Source organism: Aquimixticola soesokkakensis, from assembly GCF_900172375.1.
GTDB lineage: Bacteria > Pseudomonadota > Alphaproteobacteria > Rhodobacterales > Rhodobacteraceae > Aquimixticola > Aquimixticola soesokkakensis.
In genome coordinates, this window is the sequence record NZ_FWFS01000002.1 from 242,939 (window position 1) to 264,236 (window position 21,298).

Below are 21,298 nucleotides of genomic sequence, written 5' to 3' on the forward strand. Positions count from 1 at the left end.
TGGCCTTTCCAAAAGTCAACAGGTATGATGAGTATATTAGATGAAGCCTCGGGAGGACAACATGGGCCAGTTCGACAGCCGCGACGATTTCATCCGTGTGACCTATCGCATTGAATGTAGCGGTGATCCCGCGGCCATGGCCGCCAAGATCGCAGCAGATCAATCCACGGGCACCTTCACGGAATTGCCGGGTGAAACGGCTGCGGTGCGCGCGCGTGGCGCCGCGCGGGTCCAGGCGCTTACCCCCTTGCCCGATGCACAGAGCGCGGGCTTTCCCAGTACCGAACAGGGGCCGTTTCGCCGCGCCGATGTCGTGATCGCCTATCCGCTTGACGCCATCGGCACCGATATTGCCGCGCTGATGACGGTGACCGTTGGCGGTGTCTTTGCCGTGCGGGGGATTACGGGGATCCGGGTGATGGACATCGACCTGCCGTCTGCCTGGGCCTGTCACCCCGGACCGCAATTCGGCGTGGCGGGGTCGCGTCGTCTGATGGGCGTGGCGCAGGGGCCGATGATTGCCTCCATCATCAAGCCCTCGCTGGGGTTGTTGCCCCAAGAAACCGCCCAAGTGGTGGCCGACCTATGTGCAGCGGGCGTCGATTTCATCAAGGACGACGAGAAACTCATGTCGCCAGCCTATGCGCCCTTGGAGGCGCGGGTGGATGCGATCATGCCCGTGATCAGGGATCATGCGCAAAAGACCGGAAAACAGGTGATGTATGCTTTCGGGATTTCGTCGGCAGATCCTGACACCATGATGCGTCACCACGACTACGTCGTCAAACAAGGGGGCGTTGCGGCGGTGATCAACATCAACTCCATCGGCTACGGCGGTATGAGTTTCCTGCGCAAACGCTCGGCTTTGTGCCTGCATGCCCATCGCAACGGCTGGGACATTCTCACCCGCCACCCCGCTCTTGGGATGGAGTTTCGGGCCTATCAGAAAATCTGGCGGCTTTTGGGCGTGGACCAGTTCCAGATCAACGGGATCGGCGCGAAATATTGGGAGCCGGACGAGAGTTTCGTCAAAAGCTTTCACGACATTCGCACGCCGATGTTCACCCCCGAGGATTGCCCCTTGCCTGTGGTCTGTTCGGGGCAGTGGGGCGGGCAGGCGGTTGAAACCTATGAGCGTACGGGGCGCACGCTGGATCTGATGTATCTGGGCGGCGGCGGCATCCATGGCCATCCGATGGGCGCTTGCGCGGGCGTGCGCGCGATCCGTCAGGCGTGGGAGGCGGCCGAGCAGGGCGTCTCGCTTGCCGATTACGCGCGCGCGCATCCCGAACTTGCTGCCTCGCTCGCAAAATGGGGCGGATAAGACGGTTTTGCACAAACTGGGCAAAAAAACTATTGCCAGACCTAATCTAATCACGTCATCATACCAGTTGAGGCGCTCGCCAGTGGCAGCGCACCACGACCCTGTGGAGGGGGTCGCAGAGGAGCACGCCCCCAAGACGGGTCCAAGGCGTGACGCAAAGGGAGGAAATTCATGACCAATTCTCACCGCAAAACGGTCCTTGGCCGCCTGCTATGTGCGGCAACGCTGGGGGCAGGGGCCTTGGGAGCCTTGGGGACGACAGGCGCGATGGCGCAGGAAATCGACATCTGGACGCTCAATTTTTCGTCCGAAAAGGCGAATAACGCGCTGAACGCCATCGCACAGGAATTTGAAGAGGCGAATCCCGGCGTCGATATTATCTGGACCCAGCGCGGCGTTGACGAGTTGAAAACCGCGCTGCGGGTTTCGGCGGGCACTGATTCGGGCCCCGATATCTTCTTTAGCTGGGCAGGGCTTGGCCTGGGCGGTGAATATGTCGCCGCAGGCATGTCCCAGCCGCTCGATTCCTATTACGACAGCTACAAATGGGACGACACCCTGCTGCCCACGGCGGCGGCCTTTGCCTCATCCTACGGTGACGGGCACAAGCACGGCGTGCCGTTCACCTTCAAGGGCGAAGCGGTCTATTACAACAAAGCCCTGTTTGAAAAGGCGGGCATCACCGAGGAGCCGACGACCTACGACGCGCTCGTCGCGGCGGCGCAAGCCCTTAAAGACGCGGGGATTCCTGCCTTTGCCTTTGGTGGTTCGGTCAATTGGCACGTCATGCGGTTGATGGATGTATTGCTGGAAACCGAATGCGGGGCACAGACCCATGACGCGCTTGTCGCGATGGAGGCAAACTGGTCCGAGACCCCCTGCGCGACCGAAGCCTTTGCGCAAATGCAGATGTGGGGCGAAAACTATTTCCTCAAGCCCTTCATGGGTATCGATCAGCCCCAATCCTTCAACCTCTTTGTTGCAGGGCGCGCGGCGATGATGCTGGAGGGCAACTGGCTTGTCCAGCAGCTGAATGAGGTGAGCGACCTCGACAACTATGGCCTTTTTGCCTTTCCGACAGGCACAGACCGTCTGTACGGGTTTGCCGAATATCACTACATCAGCGCGGGTGCGGATGACCCCGATATGGCAGCGAAATTCCTCGATTACTTCAACTCGACGGACGTACAGCAGCGCTATCTGGGCGCGATGACGACCAATTCGGTGAATGCGGATGTGGTGTATGAAAACCAGTTGCCGCTGGAAACCGAGTGGAACGCCCTGTTCGCGCAATATGACGCCATGTTCGTGAACGGAGATCAGGGCTTTCCGGCCTCGGTCACGGCGGAATATTTCCGGGTGATCAACCAGACGGCTACGGGGGACATGACCCCGCAAGACGCCGCGGATGCGCTTCAGAGCTACATCGACAATCTGGGCTAACACGCGCTCTTTGACGCCGCGCAAGGTCCTCTCCTGCGCGGCGTTGGCCAAAGCATGTGGCCGTGCCAGTGCTTTGGCCTCCCTTTTTCTTCAAGCGGATGGACCTGAATGACACGTCTCTTCGACAGAATGGCAAATGCGCCGTGGCTTTTCCTCGCGCCGGCGCTGGCCGTCTATGCCGTCTTTGCGATCTGGCCTATGATCGATGTCACGCTGGTCAGTTTCCAGCGTTGGAATGGCATTGATCCCACACGTGATTTCGTGGGCCTTGCAAATTACACATATATTTTCACCCAAGACCCCGTGTTCTGGACGGCCTTTCGCAACACGCTGATCTGGACGGCGCTCTCGCTGGTTTTTCCGCCGCTTGCGGGGCTTTTGCTGGCCCTTGCGCTGAACCAGCCCCTGTTTGGCCGAGCCACCTTGCGCGCGGTGTTTTACCTGCCGGTGATCATCGCCCCGATCGCGGTGGCGACGATGTGGCGGTGGATGTACGATCCGTTTTTCGGTCTTTTTGCGCAGCTTTTGACCAATCTCGGCATCGGTATTCCCGACTTTCTGGGCGATCCCGACCTGGCGCTCTATTCGGTGTTTATCGCCTATTTCTGGCAACAGGTCGGGTTTTCGATGGTGCTGTTTCTGGCAGGGCTGCAAAGCGTCGATGCCTCCCTTGTCGAGGCATCGCAAATTGACGGGGCGGGCCGCTGGAACCGGTTCAAACATGTCACCCTGCCTGCCATCACGCCGACGATGACCATCGTTCTGGTGCTCTCGCTGATCCAGTCGCTCAAGGCCTTTGACATCGTCTATGGCCTCACGGGCGGGGGACCGTCGCAATCCACACAGATGCTTGCGCTTTGGGCCTTTTCCCAATCCATGCAGGTGTTCGATTTCGGACGCGGCGGGGCGATTTCGGTGGTCTTGCTGGTGATCACCGTGGGCGTCGTCATCCCCTATCTGCGCTGGTCGCAACGCCGCGAGGAGCAACTGAAATGAAGCAAATGATTGCCGCCACCCGACGCGATCCCGTTCTGATGGGGCTTTGGTTAAGCCTGCTGGTCTTCGCCCTGATCTGGTTTGCGCCTTTCGTGTTCATCGTGTTCACCTCGCTCAAATCTTCCCCTGAAATCATGACCTCGGGGGCCTTTACGCCGCCCGGCGCGCTTGTGACCCAGAATTATGCCACCGCATGGAACCGCGGCGGATTTGACCATGCGTTTTTCAATTCGGTCTTTGTGACGGTCATCAAGGTTCCGCTGGGTTTGATGATTGCCGCGCTGAGCGCCTATGCTTTGGCGCGGATGAAAAACCGCTGGAACAAGCTGGTGCTTTTGTTCATCGTTTTCGGCACGATGATCCCGTTTCAGGTGATGCTTGCGCCGCTGTTCACGCTGGTCAATTCGCTGGGACTGGTGGACACCTATCTGGGCCTGATCCTGCCCTATCTTGCCTTTGGCATTCCCTATCAGATCTTCATTCTGCACAGCTTTTTCAAATCCGTGCCCAAGGAACTGTCCGAAGCAGCACTCATTGACGGGGCCAGCCATTTCACCACCTTCCGGCGCATTTTCCTGCCGATCACCCTGCCGGTCATGGCCGCCTTGCTGATCCTTGATTTCGTCGCAACGTGGAACGAATTCGCGATGGCTCTGGTCATCTTGCAAGACGCTGACAAATGGACGCTTCCCTTGGGTCTGATGTCCTTTCAGGGGCAATTTTCCAACGAATATGGACAGCTCAATGCGGCGATCGTGATGACGGTTCTGCCCGCCGTGCTCGTCTATTTGATTTTCCAACGATATTTCGTGTCCGGATTGACCTCCGGCGCGGTCAAAGGCTGAGAGAGGAGACAGATATGTCGACCACCACCACACCCACAGCGACCATTGAAAAATGGGGGATGTTCGAGACCGAGTTCACGGGGCCTGCCACGGGCAACCCCTATCTGGACGTCAGCTTTGACGCTATCTTCCGGCTCAAAGAGCGCGAAGTCCGTGTGCCGGGATTTTATGACGGCGCAGGCGTTTACCGGCTGCGCTTCATGCCCGAAACCACGGGGGAGTGGCAGTTCGAAACGCGCTCTGAGACGCCCGAATTGAACGGGCATCGCGGTGCGCTTGACGTTGTCGCGCCCACGGGCACGAACAAGGGGCCGGTGCGGGTGAAAAACCAGTTCCACTTTGCCTATGCGGATGGGTCGCCGTTTTTGTCCTTTGGCACGACCTGCTATGCGTGGACCCACCAACCGCTGGACGAGCAGGCCAAGACACTGCAAACCCTTGCCAAAACGGGGTTCAACAAAATTCGCATGGGGGTTTTCCCCAAAGACTACCCCTATAATGTCAACGAGCCGCTGCATGACATCTATCACGTCGTGGACGGAAAACGTGATTTCGATCAACCCAATTACGAGGCCTTTCGCCATTTCGACACCCAGGTCGCGGCGCTGCGCGACATGGGGATCGAGGCCGATCTGATCCTGTTCCACCCCTATGACCGCTGGGGCTATTGCGACATGGATGAGGCGCAGGACTATCGCTATGTTGCCTATCTGGCTGCGCGCTATGGCGGGTTTCGCAACGTCTGGTGGGCGCTCGCGAATGAATATGATTTTCTCATCGATACCAAGCCGATGGAGCGCTGGGATCGCTTTTTCCAGATCCTCGAAGAAGAAGACCCCGCACGCCACCTCAAATCCATTCACAACGGCGCCGCTGATGCCAATTACGACCACCGCAAACCCTGGGTGACGCACACCTGCATCCAGAACTGGGACGTGAAACGCACGCAGGAATGGCGCGATACCTGGGGTAAACCCGTCATCAACGACGAGCCCGAATATGAAGGTGACATCATCCAGTGCTGGGGCAATATCACCGCGCAGGAACTGGTGCATCGGTTCTGGACCACGATGATGCGCGGGGGCTACGCGGGGCATGGGGAAACCTATTCCCACCCTGACGATCTGATCTGGTGGGCCAAGGGCGGGGTCTTGCACGGCGAGGCTTGGAAACGGTTGAAATTCATGCGCGCGGTTCTGGAAGAGGACGTGCGCGGCGGGCTGGAACCGCTTGGCCCGCAAGCGCAGTGGCCCTGGCACCGTGTGTCAGGCGCACAAGATGGCGATGTGCGCTACATCTATCTGGGCGAACACCAGCCCGTCATCTGGACGCTGGGACTGCCTGAGGAGGATGGCGATTACGAGCTTGATCTGATCGACACCTGGGAGATGAGCGTTACGCCGCTTGCCAAGCAAACGGCACCGCAAAACCACCCCGTGCGCCACGGCGAGATTATCCGCCCGCGCAAACCGGATGCTGCGTTCGGTGTCGCGCTGCCGCGCAAACCGGGGCTGTGCATCCGTTGCCGCAGAAAGGCCTGACATGTCCTCTGTTACGATCAAAAACCTGCAAAAATCCTATGGGGCGGTCGATGTCATCCATGGCATTGATGTTGACATTGCACCGGGTGAATTCGTGATCCTTGTCGGCCCCTCGGGCTGCGGGAAATCGACGATGCTGCGCATGGTCGCCGGTCTGGAAGACATATCCGGCGGCACGATTTCTATCGGGGATCGCGTGGTCAACGACCTCGCTCCCAAAGATCGCGATATCGCCATGGTGTTTCAGAACTACGCGCTCTACCCGCAGATGACGGTCGCGCAAAACATGGGGTTTGCGCTGGAAATGGCCGGTCACAGCAAGGCCGACATCGCCCGCCAGGTTGCCCGTTCGGCGGAAATTCTCGGACTTGAGCCGCTTCTGGATCGCAAACCTGCCAATCTGTCGGGCGGTCAACGCCAACGGGTTGCGATGGGGCGCGCGATCGTGCGCGAACCTCAGGTGTTTTTGTTCGACGAGCCGCTGTCAAACCTCGATGCAAAGCTGCGGGTCCAGATGCGGGCCGAAATCAAGGCGCTGCATGCCCGCCTTGGCACCACGATCCTTTACGTGACCCACGATCAGGTCGAGGCGATGACGATGGCCGATAAGATCGTCGTGCTCAACGCTGGCAAAGTCGAGCAGATCGGATCGCCCCTTGATCTCTATGACCACCCTGCGAACAAATTTGTCGCAGGTTTTCTGGGCTCGCCCGCGATGAATTTTTTCGACGCAACGATCACGCAAAACACCGCGCAGCTGGCGGATGGTCAACGCGTGCCGCTGGGCGCGCGCGCAGGCGAGGTCGCGGAGGGGCAACAGTTGACGCTGGGTCTGCGTCCCGAAACGCTGACGCTTGATCCTGCAGGTCCGCTTCAGGGGCGGGTCAAGTTGATCGAGCCGACCGGCTCGGAAACCTTCATCGCGCTCGACATTGCGGGTCAGGACGCCACCGTCGTCCTCAAAGATCGCCTTGAGGCCGCTGCGGGCGATATGTTGCGCTTTGACGTGACGCAGGGCCGCATCCACCTGTTCGCGGCGCAGAGCGGTCTGGCGTTATAGGCCTTTCGGGCCCGAGGTGCCAAAGGTCATCGCGCGCCTCGGGCGGTCCCAAGGCGCGCGCTGTGAACAAGGGCGCGGGTCGATTGGTTTAGAACTTTTTGGTCAGCGCGACGTTCAGGCTGCGCGGTTCGCCACGAAAGTTGAACACGGTTTGGCTGCCGACGCGGGTGTAATAGGCCTTGTCAAAGAGGTTATCGACACCCACGCGCAGGGACATGTCCGCTCCGAATGTTTTCGTCGCAGCAACATCCACAACCGCGTAGCCGGGGGCCTCGATCCCGTTGGAGGAAAAGCCCGACATCGCCGTCAAACGTCCGCCAAAGCTCCAACCCGTCAACATCCCCCTGTCCACATCGTAGCTGCCCGACAGTTTGAACATGTGCTCGGGCGTATAGGTCGAAAAGTCTTCGCCCGCGTTGTCCCCGTTGCGGTATTCGGTTTTCGTGTAGGTATAGCCACCCGCCAGATGCAGGCCGGCGACGAGTTCTCCCGAGGCTTCCAGTTCCAAGCCGCGCGAGGCCACTTCTTCCTGCGCGACAAAGTAATCCTCGCCCGTGACCTGCACCGCGCGGTTGGTTTCGTGCAGATCGAAAAGCGCCGCCGAAACGTTCAACCCGTAGGCCAGAGCGGCCTTCACGCCGACTTCATATTGCCGCCCCTCGACGGGGTCCAACAGCGCGCCATCCACATCCAGATCGGACTGGGGAATGAAGATTTCCGAATAGCTCGCATAGAGCGTCGCATCCGGGGTGATGTCATAGGTCAGCCCCGCAAAAGGCGTGATTTTGGCGTCCACATCAAAGCGGTCGCGCGACACAGATCCGGTGGAAAGGGTGGTGGTATCGCTCGTGCCCTCAAACCAGCTCAGCCGGGCGCCGCCGATCAGGTTCAGCGGCTCAAACGGCGAGAGGCGCAGCTGGGTGTAGACGCCTTTGGACGTTGTGTCGCTATCGGTGCGGGTGGTGTAGCTTGCATCGGGTTTGGCGACATCCGACGTGTCCCAATCGTCCAGATCCCAGCTTCCGTTGATCGCGCCGCGGGCCTGGAACATCGTGCTTTCGACCTTTTGCCAATCGGCACCGATGATCGCATTCCCGCGCCAGTTTCCAAGCTGGAAGGGCAGGTCGACATGGGCATCCAGCGCAAGGCTGTCCTGCTCGAAGTCACGCGCCAGCCATGCCAGACGCGATACCTGATTGTCGGCATCGGCGGCACTTGCGGCATAGGCATACAGGAAATTCGCGGCCTGATTTGACCTGCGGGCGGAGAATTTCAAGCGCCCGCCAGCGGCAAGCTGATGCTCGGCCGCGAGGACGGCATCGGTGGTGGTGCTGTTGAAATCGTTCCAGTCCACAACGGTCGTGGCATCGGACTTTAGCCACAAAAGATCGCCACTCCCATCGGTTGGCAACCCGTTGTAGGGGACGATATCGCGCTCCATGCGGCTTAGCGAAAAGGTCAGCTTCGTGCTGGGGCTCACATCCCAGGCCAAAGCGCCGTACAGGGAGGACACGCCGTTTTCGACCCCCTCGACAAAGCTGTCGCCATCGCCGTAGGCGGCCACGAAACGGCCCCGCAGCGTGCCATCCGCGTTCAAGGCGTTGGAAATATCCAGTTCGCCGCGCGCTTGCCCGTGGGAATCGAGCGCGGTCGTGGCATAGCCTTTGACCTGGGTCGCCGTCGCCTGTTTGAGGCGCATGTTGATTGATCCGGCCGGCTCGCCCGTGCCGATGAACAGACCGGCGGGTCCTTTGAGGACTTCGACGTGATCGACAATCGACAGGTCGGGCTGCGTGCCGTAGATCGAGCTGACCGGTGCCGGCAACCCGTCAAAATAGAGGTAGTCGAATTCGTAGCCACGCGAATAGATCGACGAGCGCCCCACGTTGTTGTTCAAGATCATGATGCCGGGGGTATCGCTCAGTGCTTCCTCAAGTGCGGTGTATCCGCCATCCTCGATCTGCTTATGCGTGACCACCGAGGTCGATTGCGGCACCTGTCGGGGGGACAGCGCCGATTTTTCGCCCACGGAAATCAGGTCGGTGGCGTAGCTGTCGCTGTCTTCGGTTTCATAGCTCGACCCTTTGATGGAAATCGCCTCGAGATCGTAGACCTCCTGGGCCATTGCAGGGCCAAACACCCCATAGCTGCCGAGGGCGGTCGTGGCGAAAAAGACCACACGAAGGGAGGGGCGAGAAAAGCGGGGCATGGGCCGATCCTAATTCTGACTATTTTCATCAATCTTTAGGGTGTATGTTGATCCGCGACCAGTGAGCGATCCTTTTGGCGCTGGTCAAAATGCTTCTGGAAACTGCCATTCGTGAGAAAGGAGAGAACAATCGTGGCCCTAATCAACCTGCGCCAGATTGCGGGCGGCCCCTCGATGTCCGTCCATGATTTTGGCGCGACCCTTGCGCAGGATCAGGTCGTTTTATCCGGCGCGCGCCTCAGCACGGTGTTGCCCTCCGGCCTTGTGGTCAATCTCGAGGACAGCTTGGCGCAACGCGGGTTTGAAACGCGGATGACACGGCCTGCAAACGTCATTTTCCATCTGGTTTTGGCGGGAACTGTCGCTGCACGGCTGGACGCAGAAGACCTCGACCTCACACGGGCGCAGGGTGCTCCGGCTTGCATCGTCATGAGCGCCCTGGGCCAGTCGCGCATCTTTCGCCGCCGGATCGCGCGCGGCGAGCATTTGCGCAAGGTCACGGTGCTTGTGCCTTGGGACTGGCTGCACACTCGTGGGATCGCGCTCGACGATATCCTGCACGGGGCCTGCCAGCGCCACGCAAGTTGGGTTGCCCCGCTGGTGGTTACCACGCAGGCAGAACAGCTTTTGGACGCGATCAACGCGCCTCAAGGTACCGCCCTGCAGATGATAGACACGGAAGCTTTCGCCATGGCGATGATCCGGCATGCCCTGACGCATCTCCTTGACGACACAAATGCAATCCCCGCACATCAGCGCCGCAAGTTGTTGAAAATTAATAGTTTTGCCACCAAACCGGGCCCCATTCCCCCCTTGGAGGACATCGCGGCCGTGGGCAGTATGAGCGTGTCGTCCATGCAGCGGTTGTTTCACCGTGCCTATGGAAAACCGATCCGGACCTGGCTGCACGACATGCGTATGGAGCAGGCGGAACGCGCGCTCAGCGCCGGTCTTCCCGTTGCCCAAGCGGCGCGCATTGCGGGCTACGAAACGCCAACGGCTTTTGCCACAGCGTTCCGGCTGCGTCATAATCAAAGCCCCTCGCGATTTGCGCGGGGCTCGCACTGACGCTGTTTTGCGCGGATAGGGCGCTTGGCGCTACGCCTTACGCCCCATTCGCCTCGGATCGTTTGAACGCTTTGTGTTCGTCCTCGACCAAGCCGAATTTCCAATATCCCGAAATATAAGCGTCTTCGCGGGGAAGGTTTTTTTCCTTGAGGGCGTAAAGGCGCAGGGATCTTGCCATCGTGCTTTCGCCCGCAAAACAGGTTTGTACCCGCCCGGTTGGCCAATCCATTTCCTCGATCGCCGCGACAATTTTTGCACCGGGGCAGGCGGGGTTATCTGAGACCAGCCAATGAATTTCCAGCCCGGCGGGCGCGTCAATATCCTGTTTGTCAGCCGCCGTTTCAATTTCGAAAAACGCGCTTCCAACCGCATCGCGCGGCAAAGCTTCGATCGTGGCCGCGGCCATCGTCAAAGCGGACATATCCGCTGCGATGAGATAGTGATCGGCGCTAAAACTTGCGCGTTTCAGGGGGTTAGCTCCTGCAAAACCGCAAAACGATCCGGCTGTGGCATTGATCGCCCACGCCGAAGCAGGGCCGTTGTCGCCATGGTCGACGAAATCGATGTCGATTTCCCCCAGATCGGGGCGGCTGTTGCGAACGGTGTAGGTGCGCACAGCGGGCCGGTCTTTGCGCGCAATCTGCGCGGTGAAATCCGTCAGCGTTTGATCCGGCTGTGGCAGAAAGAGTTTGCAATATCCCCCAACGCCGCCATCCGAAAAAACGGACATATCCTCTGATGAAAAGGTAATTCTGACCATATTCGGCGTTAATCTGTGCACGCGGTTCACCGAGACAATATCTGGATTTTGCGCGCGACGTGCTGTTGGCTTCATCTTGAGCCCCTTCAATTATGGGCACACACACGGCGGCTCGAAAATCGCGGCGGCGCGGTGTTGTGTTCGGTCAAATGACTTGGCGGAAAATGCACCGCACCGTCCTGCGGGTGCAAGCGGAAACAAGATGCGCATGCGCCACATCACGCGACCTTGACCTGAGCGCAATCGCACGTGCACGGCCAAGGTCCCCTGCGGGTGATCGGGCGTAGCACGCATAATTAGGATTATGATAATAATTTACAGGGCCGCGCGGGGCGTACCCTGTGGTGGCGATCTGGGCGCGCCTATCGTGCCAGCGAGGCGCGCAGGATGTCGCGGTATCGGCGCAAGCTGCCATCGAGGTGCAGCGTCATCGCAGCTTCGGCGGCTGCGCCATCGCCGTCCATGATGGCGCCCACGATCGCGCCATGTTCCTGTTGCAGCGAGGGGTTGGGAACGGGTTTTTGCGCGCCGGTCGTGGCAGTTAATTCTGCACGCGGCACGATCCCATCGCGGATCAAAGTCAAAAACTGCGGGAAACGCGTGTTTTGCGTGGCTTCGGCGATGGCAAAATGGAACTGGAAATCGCTCTCGCGCGTGCTGTCGCCGCCTTCAAGGCATCGGCCCACCGCGTCATGCGCGCTCACTATGGCGTCAAGCTGCGCACTTGAGCGGCGCAACGCCGCCAAGCCAGCAGAGCGAATTTCAAAAGCGCTGCGCATTTCCAGCAATTCGATCGCCTCGGAAATCCGTCCGGTGTTGAGGTTGGAAAACGGGCTGCTGCCTTGGCGCACCGCGGGATCGAGAGCGAAAACCCCCGCCCCTTTGCGGGTCTCGACCAGCCCATCGGAGCGCAAAATTGCAATGGCTTCGCGAATGACCGTCCGGCTGACAGAATGCACTTGGGTTAAGGCCGCTTCACTGGGCAAGCGATCTCCCGGCTCGAAGGCTCCCGCCTCGATCTCCTGTCGCAAAGCCTCGCTCACCTGACTGACAAGCGTGCGGACCTGGGGCTTTGCGGCGGAGGTGGCGGTCATGGTCGAAGTCCTTTTTCAAGAGATGCGCGATCAAAAAATCGGCCAATACCCTAAGATAGCAGCGAAATCAGCGGTATTGAAGTCTTCTTGAGCACTCGGGCCGTCCTGAAGGGCAAAATTAATATGATAGATGTTTACAAAATGACGCCAATCGCATAAATCTGTCATACATGTTAGGCCGCCACCGCGACAGTGCCGCCGAAAGAAGGAAGACTCATGATCATCACCGACGTCAGCGTTACAGTTTTTTCCCACACGACGCGCCGGCATTCCGACACGGCAGGTCACGCCCACCCCGGGCCTGCGCATCAAGTGCAACAAGCCATGCTGACGATCACGACCGAGAGCGGCCAGTCGGGATATTCCTTTTGTCCGCCTCAGGTGGTGCGACCCGATGTGATCGAGAAATTTGTGCGCAAAGTCCTGATCGGTCAGGATCACCGGGATCGCGAACGCCTGTGGCAGGACCTTGCCCATTGGCAGCGCGGTTCGGCGGCGCAACTGACGGACCGCACCCTGGCCGTGGTGGATTGCGCGCTGTGGGATCTTGCCGGACGGACCTTGAATCAACCTGTTTACAAGATGATAGGCGGATATCGCGATAAGGTTCTGGCCTATGGTTCGATCATGTGTGGCGATGAGATCGAAGGGGGCTTGGCAACGCCCGAGGACTACGGCCGCTTTGCGCAAACGCTGGTCGAGCGCGGCTATAAAGGCATCAAATTACACACTTGGATGCCGCCGGTGAGCTGGGCGCCCGATGTCGCGATGGATCTGAAAGCCTGCGCTGCGGTGCGCGAAGCTGTGGGGCCGGATGTGTCGCTGATGATCGACGCCTTTCACTGGTACAGCCGCGTCGATGCGCTAAAGCTGGGGCGGGGCCTGGAAAAACTGGGGTTTGACTGGATCGAAGAGCCGATGGATGAGCAATCCATGTCCTCCTACAAATGGCTGTCGGACAACTTGGACATTCCGGTGATCGGGCCCGAAAGCGCCGCGGGCAAACATTGGCATCGCGCCGAATGGATCAAGGCCGGCGCCTGCGATATCTTGCGCACGGGTGTGAACGATGTGGGGGGCATCACGCCTGCGATGAAAACCATGCATCTTGCCGAGGCGTTCGGCATGGCCTGCGAGGTTCACGGAAACACGGCGATGAATTTGCATGTGGTCGCCGCCAGCAAAAATTGTCGCTGGTACGAGCGGGGGCTTTTGCATCCCTTCCTCGAGTATGACGACGGCTTTGACTACTTGAAATCCCTTTCAGATCCGATGGATGCAGAGGGGTTTGTCCATGTGCCCGACCGTCCGGGACTGGGAGAAGATATCGACTTTGACCACATCGAAAACAATCGCGTTTCGTAGGAGGACGACGCTGTGTCGTTCGAAACGCGAGGCTACAAAACAGGGAGGACAGAATGAAACATCTACTGACATCTGCGGCTTTGGGCGCCTTGGTGCTTGGCGCCCCTATGGCGCAGGCACAAACGCCTGACACGCAATTGATCGCCGCGCTCAACATGAACAACGTGCTGACAATGGACCCCGCAGCGATCACCGGTGGCGAAACCGTCCAGATTCTGAACAATGTGTATGACACATTGGTGCAGTTGAACCCGCAAACGCTGGCGCTTGAACCGCGTCTGGCCGAAAGCTGGGACATCTCCGACGATGCGATGTCGATCACCTTTCACCTTCGGCCCGACCTGACCTTTGCCTCCGGAAACCCGCTGACGGCGCGCGATGTCGCCTATAGTTTCAAGCGGTTTATGACCCTTGGACTGGCACAGGCTTCGGCATTGATGTCGCGCGGCTTTACGGCCGAGGCGGTGGATAGCGCGTTTCAGGCCCTCGACGACCAGACCTTTGTCATGACCTTGCCGCAGCCCGATGACCCTCGTTTGATCATGATGGTCATGGCCGAATCCGGGCGCGGTTCGATCCTCGACAGCAAACTCGTTCAGGAACATGAAGTGGATGGCGATTGGGGCCAAGCGTGGTTGACCAATAATGCCGCAGGCTCCGGCGCGTTCACCCTGGGCCAGTGGCGCTCCAACGAATATGTCATTCTGGAAAAGAACGAAAACTTCTGGAAAGACCTCCCCGCCATGGAGCGCGTTCTGATGCGCCATTTGCCCGAAAGCCAGTCCCAGCGTCTGGCGCTGGAACAGGGCGACCTCGATGTCGGCTTTTCGCTGGCGGCGGCTGATCTCAAGGCGCTTGCGGCAGATGAAGATATCACCGTCGAAACCGTGCCCTCGGCGGGCTTCTACTATCTTGCGGTATCGATGAAGGACGCGCATTTTGCCAATGCAAAGGTGCGCGAGGCCCTGCGGTATCTGATTGATTACGACGGGATCAACACCGCGATCATGCCCTATTTCGGCGTGAAACGCCAACGCCCGATCAACTCGGATGCTTTCGCGGTTCTCCCGGATCCCGGCTATACGCTCGACGTGGAAAAGGCCAAAGCTCTCTTGGCAGAGGCAGGGTATCCCGACGGCTTTGACACCACGCTTCGTGTCATTTCCACGCAGGAATTTCTCGATAGCGCCACGGCAATTCAGAACACGTTGAAACAGGCTGGCATCAATGCCGAAATCATCACGGGCGACGGCGGCCAGATCTATGGCGCGATGCGCGAGCGCAGTTTCGAGTTGCTTGTGGGGCGTGGTGGCGGTGGCCAACAACCGCACCCCGACAGCAACCTGCGCGCGATGGTCTACAATCCCGACAATTCCGACGAGGCAGGCCTGACCAACTACCAAGGCTGGCGCACCTCCTTCTATGATGCTGATCTGAATGCAAATATCGAGGCGGCTCTGCTTGAAAAAGACCCCGATGTTCAAATCGCATTATATGAAGATATTCAAAACCAGATCGAAGAGGTCGTGCCGTCCATCCTGCCCTTCTCCGAGCGTGTGGTGACAGCCGCCTATCAGGATGACATTTCGGGCTTGATCGTCAACCCGTGGGTGTTGCGGTTTGAAGATGTGACCAAGTCCCGCTAAGGCGGGCGGATCAAGACAGCACAGGGGACGCAGGCAAGGCGCTGCGTCCCTTTTTTATGCGGTGAGGGAGCGGTCGAGAAAGGCAATCGCCTGTGCGATGACCGGCGCCGGACATTGATGGCCTGCCGTGTGAAACCCGCTATCGGCGCGCGCAACAGCGCCCGCATCGGCCATCGCATCGAGCGCGCCATAGGCCCGCGCGACGCTGTCTGTGGGCATGTGGCGATCCGACTGGCCAGACCTTAAAAACAGAGGGGCGCGCAAGGCCAAGGCCGCCATATCGGGAAAATCGAGGCGTCCGGCGAGCGCAGGATGCAGCATGTAAAAGGCGGATTGCCCCGCCAAAAGCGGCGCGCCCGCGACCATCATGTCCCGTCGGCAGGCAAGCCAGCTCAAACTGACGGCGGCGCGAATGTCGCGACTGAGCGCCGAAAGCTGCCACGCGCGAAACCCACCAAAAGAAAACCCGAAGGTTCCGATGCGCGCGGCATCAATTTTGGGGTGTGCGGCCAGCCAGCGGGCGGCTTGCAGATCCTCCGCCGCGACCAGACCCGCAAGTGACCAGCCCAGCCCCAGAGCGTTCGCGGCGAGAGCTTGTTGTCCGGCATATCCGCCGCTTTGCCGCTCGCCCCAGCCCAAGGCATCCATACAGAGCACCGCAAACCCCGCCTCGACCAGGGCCTGCGCAACCGCGACCCCGTCGTAAAGCGCGCCGCGCGTATCGGCCGAGAGCGGGTCATCCCACATCTTGCGCCAGCCGATGTCAAAGCGACCGCCGTGGTCGTGCAGCAAGAGCACGGCGGGAAAGGGTCCCGCGCCCTCGGGGAGCTGCAACCGCCCCTCGGCCTGCGCGCCGCTCGCAAAGCCGAGCACGACAGCGCCTGTATCGCAGCTCCCCGTTGCGGGACCGCGACAGGGCGGCAAACTACTGCGCCACAGCGCGCGCATGCGCTCGGCCCAGTCGGCAAAGGCCTCTCTTGTCGCATCAAAGGCCAAGTCATATGACAGATTTAGCCGCCGCTGTTCCAGAAAGGGTGCAAGGGAGGGCACCGCCGCGCGCTCAGAGGGCACGTTCATAGCGCAGACTGGCCGCAATCAATTCATGTGCATAGGGGTGCCGGGCGTCGTTTCCGACAATCGCATCGCGCGGAAGGATGTCCACAATATTGCCCGCCTGCATCACCGCAAACCGGTCGCACATATGATCCACCACCGCCAGATCGTGGCTCACCATGAGATAGGTAAAGCCTTTTTCGGCGCGCAACCGTTGCAACAAATTCAGGATTTCGGCTTGCACCGACACATCCAGCGCCGAGGTCGGCTCGTCCAGCAACAAAACCTGCGGTTCGAGGATCAAAGCGCGCGCGATGGCGACACGCTGGCGCTGTCCGCCCGACAGCTGATGCGGGTAGCGATCGAGAAAGTCGAGCGGCAGTCCCACATCCGTCATCGCCTGCGCCATCCGGTCCTCGACAGCGTCCAGTTTGTGGATGGCCAAAGGCTGGGACAACGTGCTGCGCACCGAATGGCGCGGGTGCAGCGACCCATAGGGGTCCTGAAACACCATCTGCACCGTGCGACAACGCGTCATCACGTCCAGCGCGCGCACCGATGTGCCCCCGATGCGCGCCTCGCCACTCCAGTTGTCGAGCAGCAAGGACAGGCACCGCAAGACAGTGGATTTGCCCGATCCGCTTTCCCCCACAAGCCCGAAACATTCGCCCGCGCCCACCTCGAGAGAGACCTCGGGCAAGACCTGGACAGAGCCAAATCGGATGCCCATTTTGTCGATCGAAACAGATGCCGTCACGATACAGCCCCCCCTGCCGTTTTCCACTCACTTTGCCGTTCCAGTACTGGCAAGGGTTGCCGCGTGCCCCCGATCCGCGGCTGGGCGGCAAGCAGCCCGCGCGTGTAGGGATGCGTCGCGCGATCAAGGTCTTTCGCGGCCAGTTCTTCGACAACTTGACCGGCATACATGATCAGCACGCGGTCACAAAAATTGCGCACCAGATTGAGGTCGTGGCTGATGGTGATCAAGCCGATGCCCTTGTCGCGCACCAAACCGTCCAGAATATTCAACACATTCAAGCGCACCGTCACATCCAGCGCCGATGTCGGTTCGTCCGCGATGACCAGATCGGGATCGGTGAGCAACATCATCGCAATCATGATCCGTTGCCCCATGCCGCCCGACACCTCATGCGGGTAAAGATCGTAAACCCGTTCGGGGTCGCGGATTTGTACGGCCTCAAGCATGGCCACGCTTTTTGCCCGCGCGACCGCTTTCGAACAGCGAAAATGGGTGCGATAGGCCTCTGCGACCTGCGCGCCAACGCGCTGGATCGGGTTGAGCGAAAATTTCGGGTCCTGCAGGATCATCGTCATCCGCCGGCCCCGCACCGCAAGCATCTGCCGCTCCGAGGCGGTCGAGAGGTCGATCTCCTCGAACTGCATCTGCTCCGCCGTCACCTGCGCGCGCGGCAACAACCGCAGGATGGCGCGCCCGACGGTCGACTTGCCGGACCCGCTTTCGCCCACGATTCCAAGCCGTTCGCGCCCCAAGCTCAGGGACAGGTTGCGCACGGCGGGCTCTGCGTTTGCGCCGTAGCGCACGGACAGGTTCTTGACGGTGAGGATGGGATTTGTTTGCGCCATGACCATTACCTTTTGTTCATTTGTTTGGGGTCAAGCGCGTCGCGCAGACCATCCCCGAGCAGGTTGAAGGCCAAAGAGACGCTCAGGATCGCCAGCCCGGGAAAGGTGACAAGCCACCAGCTGTCGATCATATGCCGCCGTCCCGTTGCAATCATCGCGCCCCATTCGGGCAAGGGCGGCTGCGCGCCCAACCCCAAAAACCCCAAACCCGCGGCCGTCAGAATGACAGTGGCCATGTTCAACGTCAGCCGGATCAGCACCGAGGGCAGGCACATCGGCACGATGGAATGCCAGATGATGCGGCTTGGGCTTGCCCCTTGTAGACGGGCCGCGGCGATGTAATCCGCCGCGCGCAATGTGAGGGTTTCTGCACGCGCAAGCCGCGCAATCGGGGGCCATGCCGTCAGCGAAATCGCGATGATGGCGTTGTTGAGGCTTGGTCCCAAAGCGGCCACAAAGGCGAGCGAAAGGATCAGCGAGGGGAAGGATAAAAAGATATCCGTGACACGCATCAGGATCGTGTCCACCCGTCCACCGTAAAATCCCGCCACGCTCCCCACAAAAAGACCCACAGGTCCGACAACGATTGTCACCAGAAAAACGATGGTCAGCGTGATCCGCGCCCCGAAGACCAAGCGCGAAAAGATGTCGCGGCCCAATTCATCGGTTCCGAAATAATGGGCGCGGCTCGGTGCGGCCAAAGCGTTTCCAAGATCCTGAAGATAGGGATCATGGGAGGCGATGAGAGGGGCAAAGAGGGCGGTCAGCGCCAAAGCGGCCAGCACCGTCAACCCGAAGGCCGAAGGGGGGCTGTGCAACAGGAAGCGCAGGATATTCATGCCCGCGCGCAGCCACTGTGCGTGCGGTTTTTTGCGAGGCTGCGAAGCGGTATTGGTAAGGGTCATGAAGAGCTCCGGTTAGCGGGTGCGCGGGTCGAAAACGCGGTAAAGAAGGTCCGAAATCAGGTTGAGACCGATGAAAATGACGCCCACCACGAGCACGCAGGTCATCACCGCATTCATGTCGCCAATAAGAAGGTTCGACGTCAGATACTGTCCGAATCCGGGCCAGGCAAAAACCGTCTCGATCAACACGGCCCCCTCCAGAAGCGAGCCGTAGGCGAGGGCGACAATGGTCACCAGTTGCACGCGGATATTGGCAAAGGCGTGACGCCAGATGGTTTGGTGGTTGCTAAGACCCTTGACGCGGGCGGTGGTCACATATTCCTGCCCAAGCTGGTCAAGCATGAAGCTGCGCGTCATGCGCGTGATATAGGCCGCCGAGGAATATCCCAGCAGGCTTGCAGGCAGGATCACGTGGTTCAGCGCGGAGCGAAACACCTCCCAGTTTCCCGAAATGGCGCTGTCAATCAGCAGAAAACCTGTGCGTTCGGGGACAAGGCCGATGTAGAACTGGCTCATACGTCCCGAGCCGCCCACCCATCCCAGACCGGCATAAAAGAGCAACAGCCCGATCATGCCCGTCCAGAAAATCGGCATGCTATGCCCCAGAAGGGAGACAACGCGGATCAGATGGTCGATCCAGCTGTCCTTGTTCACCGCGGCCGCCACGCCCAGGCCGATCCCCAGACTGGCGCCCAGAATGATGGCAAAGGTTGCCAGTTCGATGGTGGCGGGCAAGACCCGTTTGATGTCTTCGAGCACCGGCTGCCCCGTGCGGATCGACGTGCCGAAATCAAAATGCAATACATCCCACAGATAGTAGAAAAATTGCGTCCAGACGGGGCGGTCCAGCCCGAGTTGGCGATACACAGTGTCATAGACCTCGCGTGTCGCATCCTCCCCGACCATGGCGCGCACCGGATCGACGGGCATGATCCGACCGATGACAAAGGTCAAAACCAAAAGTCCAAACAAGGTGACCAGAACACCGGCCACCTGTCCCACGATTGCACGCCGCATAATTTTCCTCCCACTGCGCCCAGACCGTGTGCGCGCTGCAAAACGATCATGTTGTATGATATATTTTGAACCTGTCACACAGATCGGCGAGCGTCAAGACATTCATCCCGGAGATCAAGCGCGGTTCAAAGCGATCAGCGCTGCTCGCTGCCGGGGCACGCAAACAGCATAGGCGGCGCAGCATCGTTGTTGGGGCTTTGCCGTGTTGGGTCTTTGGGTTGCGCCTAAAATTTGGGCGCACCTCAAAGGTGGCGGGCGCTTGGATCGCGCGCAGGGGTCTTTGCGCAGCCCGACTGGCTTCGCAAACAAGTCAAGAAATTACGCTGTAAAATCAATCTATCACCCTGCATCTGTCACAGGGGCAGATCCAGGCGCTGCGCATGAACGCATAAATAATTCGTATATTTCTAAAAGATAACTAATCTTTCGTAATGCTCTTGGAGATGCCTTTACTGCAAGGGCGGTCTCGCAAGGCCGTATGGCTCTCCCCGTCGCCACCCAAAAACCAACGCGCTCCCAACAGGACCTTCCCGATGAAATTCATTCCGCCCCTCACCGCCGCCGCCCTGCTCCTCGCGGCTCCGCTCAGTGCGCAAGAAACCCTGCACACGGCGGTCGATCCCAACTTCGCCCCTCATGCCTCCATGACCCTGAGCGGTGAACTGGAGGGCTTCCAGCTTGATCTTGGCGATGCTTTGGCCGAGCAGCTCGGCGTGACCATCGACGTGGCTGGCGTCAACTTTGTCGGGATCATTCCCGGCATGAACGCAGGCACCTACGACTTCATTCTCGCCCCCGTCACGGCCAATGCCGAGCGCGCCGAAAACATGTTGTTTACCGAAGGCTACATCTACACAGGGCTTGAGTTCGGCCATAAATCCGGCACCCCCGACCTTACCTCTCTCGACGATCTGGCGGGTAAAACCGTGGCCGTGAACAAGGGGTCGAACTACGATCAGTGGGCGCAGGAAAACGCTGAAAAATACGGGTTCAGCGCGCTTACCCTCGACAGCTTTACCTCTGCCACCGACGCCGTTGTCACCGGGCGCGCCGACTACCAGCTTGGCGGCACCAGCACCATCAAATACGCGGCTTTGAAAGTCCCCAGCTTCGAGCCGGGATTTGTGATGACCGACACACGCTCGCATTGGTCGCTGGCCGTCGCCAAAGACAATGTCGAGATGCGCGACAGGCTTGAGACCGCCATCGAGTGCCTCAAGCTGAGCGGCAAGATCGCGGACATATCCGAAAAATGGTTCGGCGTTGCCCCGGGTGCCGATGACGCGGAAAACATTGTCTTTGCGGGCTTCGGCGTTCCCGGTCTGGCAAATTACGACGACACAGACCACACGCCCGACTGTTGAGGG

The 21,298-nt window shown here is 59.6% G+C and carries 18 protein-coding genes; 10 read left to right on the top strand and 8 right to left on the bottom strand.

What is annotated here, in order from left to right:
• Positions 1-61 precede the first annotated feature (61 nt).
• The 6 genes from oiaX to AQS8620_RS04130 all read left to right on the top strand — a co-directional run bounded on the left by oiaX (position 62) and on the right by AQS8620_RS04130 (position 7,209).
• Positions 62-1,324, top strand: coding sequence for a 3-oxo-isoapionate-4-phosphate decarboxylase OiaX (gene oiaX, locus AQS8620_RS04105; RefSeq protein WP_085835573.1), 1,263 nt, complete (start codon positions 62-64; stop codon positions 1,322-1,324).
• A 171-nt stretch (positions 1,325-1,495) separates the two neighbouring features.
• The gene (locus AQS8620_RS04110; protein WP_085835574.1) at positions 1,496-2,767 is read left to right on the top strand and encodes an ABC transporter substrate-binding protein; all 1,272 of its coding nucleotides are present in this window, start codon (positions 1,496-1,498) and stop codon (positions 2,765-2,767) included.
• A gap of 108 nt (positions 2,768-2,875) precedes the next feature.
• Complete coding sequence (locus tag AQS8620_RS04115; RefSeq protein ID WP_085835575.1) at positions 2,876-3,763, top strand: carbohydrate ABC transporter permease; 888 nt, start codon at positions 2,876-2,878, stop codon at positions 3,761-3,763.
• Positions 3,760-4,608, top strand: a complete 849-nt coding sequence (locus tag AQS8620_RS04120; RefSeq protein ID WP_085835576.1) for a carbohydrate ABC transporter permease — start codon at positions 3,760-3,762, stop codon at positions 4,606-4,608. The genes AQS8620_RS04115 and AQS8620_RS04120 overlap by 4 nt, the downstream gene beginning before the upstream one ends.
• Positions 4,609-4,622: 14 nt before the next feature.
• Entirely contained in the window at positions 4,623-6,149 is a 1,527-nt protein-coding gene (locus AQS8620_RS04125) for an apiosidase-like domain-containing protein (RefSeq protein WP_085835577.1), read from the top strand.
• Between the two features lies 1 nt (position 6,150).
• The gene (locus AQS8620_RS04130) at positions 6,151-7,209 is read left to right on the top strand and encodes an ABC transporter ATP-binding protein (protein WP_085835578.1); all 1,059 of its coding nucleotides are present in this window, start codon (positions 6,151-6,153) and stop codon (positions 7,207-7,209) included.
• Positions 7,210-7,297: 88 nt separating this feature from the next.
• On the opposite strand, the gene AQS8620_RS04135 is transcribed toward AQS8620_RS04130, so the two are convergent.
• The gene (locus tag AQS8620_RS04135; RefSeq protein WP_085835579.1) at positions 7,298-9,418 is read right to left on the bottom strand and encodes a TonB-dependent siderophore receptor; all 2,121 of its coding nucleotides are present in this window, start codon (positions 9,416-9,418) and stop codon (positions 7,298-7,300) included.
• A 132-nt stretch (positions 9,419-9,550) separates the two neighbouring features.
• Here AQS8620_RS04135 and AQS8620_RS04140 point away from each other — a divergent pair, with 132 nt between their 5' ends.
• Complete coding sequence (locus AQS8620_RS04140; RefSeq protein ID WP_085835580.1) at positions 9,551-10,486, top strand: helix-turn-helix transcriptional regulator; 936 nt, start codon at positions 9,551-9,553, stop codon at positions 10,484-10,486.
• A 37-nt stretch (positions 10,487-10,523) separates the two neighbouring features.
• On the opposite strand, the gene AQS8620_RS04145 is transcribed toward AQS8620_RS04140, so the two are convergent.
• Both AQS8620_RS04145 and AQS8620_RS04150 read right to left on the bottom strand, forming a co-directional pair.
• Positions 10,524-11,321: a siderophore-interacting protein gene (locus AQS8620_RS04145; RefSeq protein ID WP_085835581.1), complete on the bottom strand. Its 798-nt coding sequence runs from the start codon at positions 11,319-11,321 to the stop codon at positions 10,524-10,526.
• 287 nt (positions 11,322-11,608) lie between these two features.
• Positions 11,609-12,340: a FadR/GntR family transcriptional regulator gene (locus AQS8620_RS04150; RefSeq protein WP_085835582.1), complete on the bottom strand. Its 732-nt coding sequence runs from the start codon at positions 12,338-12,340 to the stop codon at positions 11,609-11,611.
• A gap of 216 nt (positions 12,341-12,556) precedes the next feature.
• Between AQS8620_RS04150 and AQS8620_RS04155 the strand changes: the two genes are divergently transcribed.
• Together AQS8620_RS04155 and AQS8620_RS04160 are read left to right on the top strand one after the other, a co-directional pair.
• The gene (locus AQS8620_RS04155; RefSeq protein WP_085835583.1) at positions 12,557-13,705 is read left to right on the top strand and encodes a mandelate racemase family protein; all 1,149 of its coding nucleotides are present in this window, start codon (positions 12,557-12,559) and stop codon (positions 13,703-13,705) included.
• Positions 13,706-13,758: 53 nt separating this feature from the next.
• Positions 13,759-15,351, top strand: a complete 1,593-nt coding sequence (locus AQS8620_RS04160) for an ABC transporter substrate-binding protein (RefSeq protein WP_085835584.1) — start codon at positions 13,759-13,761, stop codon at positions 15,349-15,351.
• 54 nt (positions 15,352-15,405) lie between these two features.
• On the opposite strand, the gene AQS8620_RS04165 is transcribed toward AQS8620_RS04160, so the two are convergent.
• From AQS8620_RS04165 to AQS8620_RS04185, 5 genes are read right to left on the bottom strand one after another with little or no spacing between them, the layout of a single operon-like run.
• Positions 15,406-16,428 (bottom strand): dienelactone hydrolase family protein, encoded by a 1,023-nt coding sequence (locus AQS8620_RS04165; protein ID WP_085835585.1) that lies wholly within the window; start codon positions 16,426-16,428, stop codon positions 15,406-15,408.
• Positions 16,412-17,161 carry an ABC transporter ATP-binding protein gene (locus tag AQS8620_RS04170; protein WP_370737875.1) on the bottom strand — a complete coding sequence of 250 codons (750 nt, stop codon included), beginning with the start codon at positions 17,159-17,161 and terminating at the stop codon, positions 16,412-16,414. Before AQS8620_RS04170 ends, AQS8620_RS04165 begins: the two co-directional genes overlap by 17 nt.
• Positions 17,158-18,015 carry an ABC transporter ATP-binding protein gene (locus AQS8620_RS04175; protein ID WP_200809590.1) on the bottom strand — a complete coding sequence of 286 codons (858 nt, stop codon included), beginning with the start codon at positions 18,013-18,015 and terminating at the stop codon, positions 17,158-17,160. The genes AQS8620_RS04170 and AQS8620_RS04175 overlap by 4 nt, the downstream gene beginning before the upstream one ends.
• On the bottom strand, positions 18,015-18,914 hold the full coding sequence (locus AQS8620_RS04180; protein ID WP_085835586.1) for an ABC transporter permease: 900 nt from the start codon (positions 18,912-18,914) through the stop codon (positions 18,015-18,017). The genes AQS8620_RS04175 and AQS8620_RS04180 overlap by 1 nt, the downstream gene beginning before the upstream one ends.
• 12 nt (positions 18,915-18,926) lie before the next feature.
• On the bottom strand, positions 18,927-19,931 hold the full coding sequence (locus AQS8620_RS04185) for an ABC transporter permease (protein ID WP_085835587.1): 1,005 nt from the start codon (positions 19,929-19,931) through the stop codon (positions 18,927-18,929).
• Positions 19,932-20,464: 533 nt separating this feature from the next.
• Here AQS8620_RS04185 and AQS8620_RS04190 point away from each other — a divergent pair.
• Positions 20,465-21,295, top strand: coding sequence for a transporter substrate-binding domain-containing protein (locus AQS8620_RS04190; protein WP_085835588.1), 831 nt, complete (start codon positions 20,465-20,467; stop codon positions 21,293-21,295).
• Positions 21,296-21,298: the final 3 nt, after the last annotated feature.

What these genes read in the sequence shown, in the direction of transcription:
- AQS8620_RS04165 (WP_085835585.1), bottom strand. Translation starts at nt 16,428, where the DNA reads ATGAACGTGCCCTCTGAGCGCGCGGCGGTGCCCTCCCTTGCACCCTTT.
- AQS8620_RS04135 (WP_085835579.1), bottom strand. Translation starts at nt 9,418, where the DNA reads ATGCCCCGCTTTTCTCGCCCCTCCCTTCGTGTGGTCTTTTTCGCCACG.
- AQS8620_RS04185 (WP_085835587.1), bottom strand. Translation starts at nt 19,931, where the DNA reads ATGCGGCGTGCAATCGTGGGACAGGTGGCCGGTGTTCTGGTCACCTTG.
- AQS8620_RS04150 (WP_085835582.1), bottom strand. Translation starts at nt 12,340, where the DNA reads ATGACCGCCACCTCCGCCGCAAAGCCCCAGGTCCGCACGCTTGTCAGT.
- AQS8620_RS04110 (WP_085835574.1), top strand. Translation starts at nt 1,496, where the DNA reads ATGACCAATTCTCACCGCAAAACGGTCCTTGGCCGCCTGCTATGTGCG.
- AQS8620_RS04145 (WP_085835581.1), bottom strand. Translation starts at nt 11,321, where the DNA reads ATGAAGCCAACAGCACGTCGCGCGCAAAATCCAGATATTGTCTCGGTG.
- AQS8620_RS04155 (WP_085835583.1), top strand. Translation starts at nt 12,557, where the DNA reads ATGATCATCACCGACGTCAGCGTTACAGTTTTTTCCCACACGACGCGC.
- AQS8620_RS04190 (WP_085835588.1), top strand. Translation starts at nt 20,465, where the DNA reads ATGAAATTCATTCCGCCCCTCACCGCCGCCGCCCTGCTCCTCGCGGCT.
- AQS8620_RS04130 (WP_085835578.1), top strand. Translation starts at nt 6,151, where the DNA reads ATGTCCTCTGTTACGATCAAAAACCTGCAAAAATCCTATGGGGCGGTC.
- AQS8620_RS04115 (WP_085835575.1), top strand. Translation starts at nt 2,876, where the DNA reads ATGACACGTCTCTTCGACAGAATGGCAAATGCGCCGTGGCTTTTCCTC.
- oiaX (WP_085835573.1), top strand. Translation starts at nt 62, where the DNA reads ATGGGCCAGTTCGACAGCCGCGACGATTTCATCCGTGTGACCTATCGC.
- AQS8620_RS04120 (WP_085835576.1), top strand. Translation starts at nt 3,760, where the DNA reads ATGAAGCAAATGATTGCCGCCACCCGACGCGATCCCGTTCTGATGGGG.
- AQS8620_RS04180 (WP_085835586.1), bottom strand. Translation starts at nt 18,914, where the DNA reads ATGACCCTTACCAATACCGCTTCGCAGCCTCGCAAAAAACCGCACGCA.
- AQS8620_RS04160 (WP_085835584.1), top strand. Translation starts at nt 13,759, where the DNA reads ATGAAACATCTACTGACATCTGCGGCTTTGGGCGCCTTGGTGCTTGGC.
- AQS8620_RS04125 (WP_085835577.1), top strand. Translation starts at nt 4,623, where the DNA reads ATGTCGACCACCACCACACCCACAGCGACCATTGAAAAATGGGGGATG.
- AQS8620_RS04175 (WP_200809590.1), bottom strand. Translation starts at nt 18,015, where the DNA reads ATGGTCATGGCGCAAACAAATCCCATCCTCACCGTCAAGAACCTGTCC.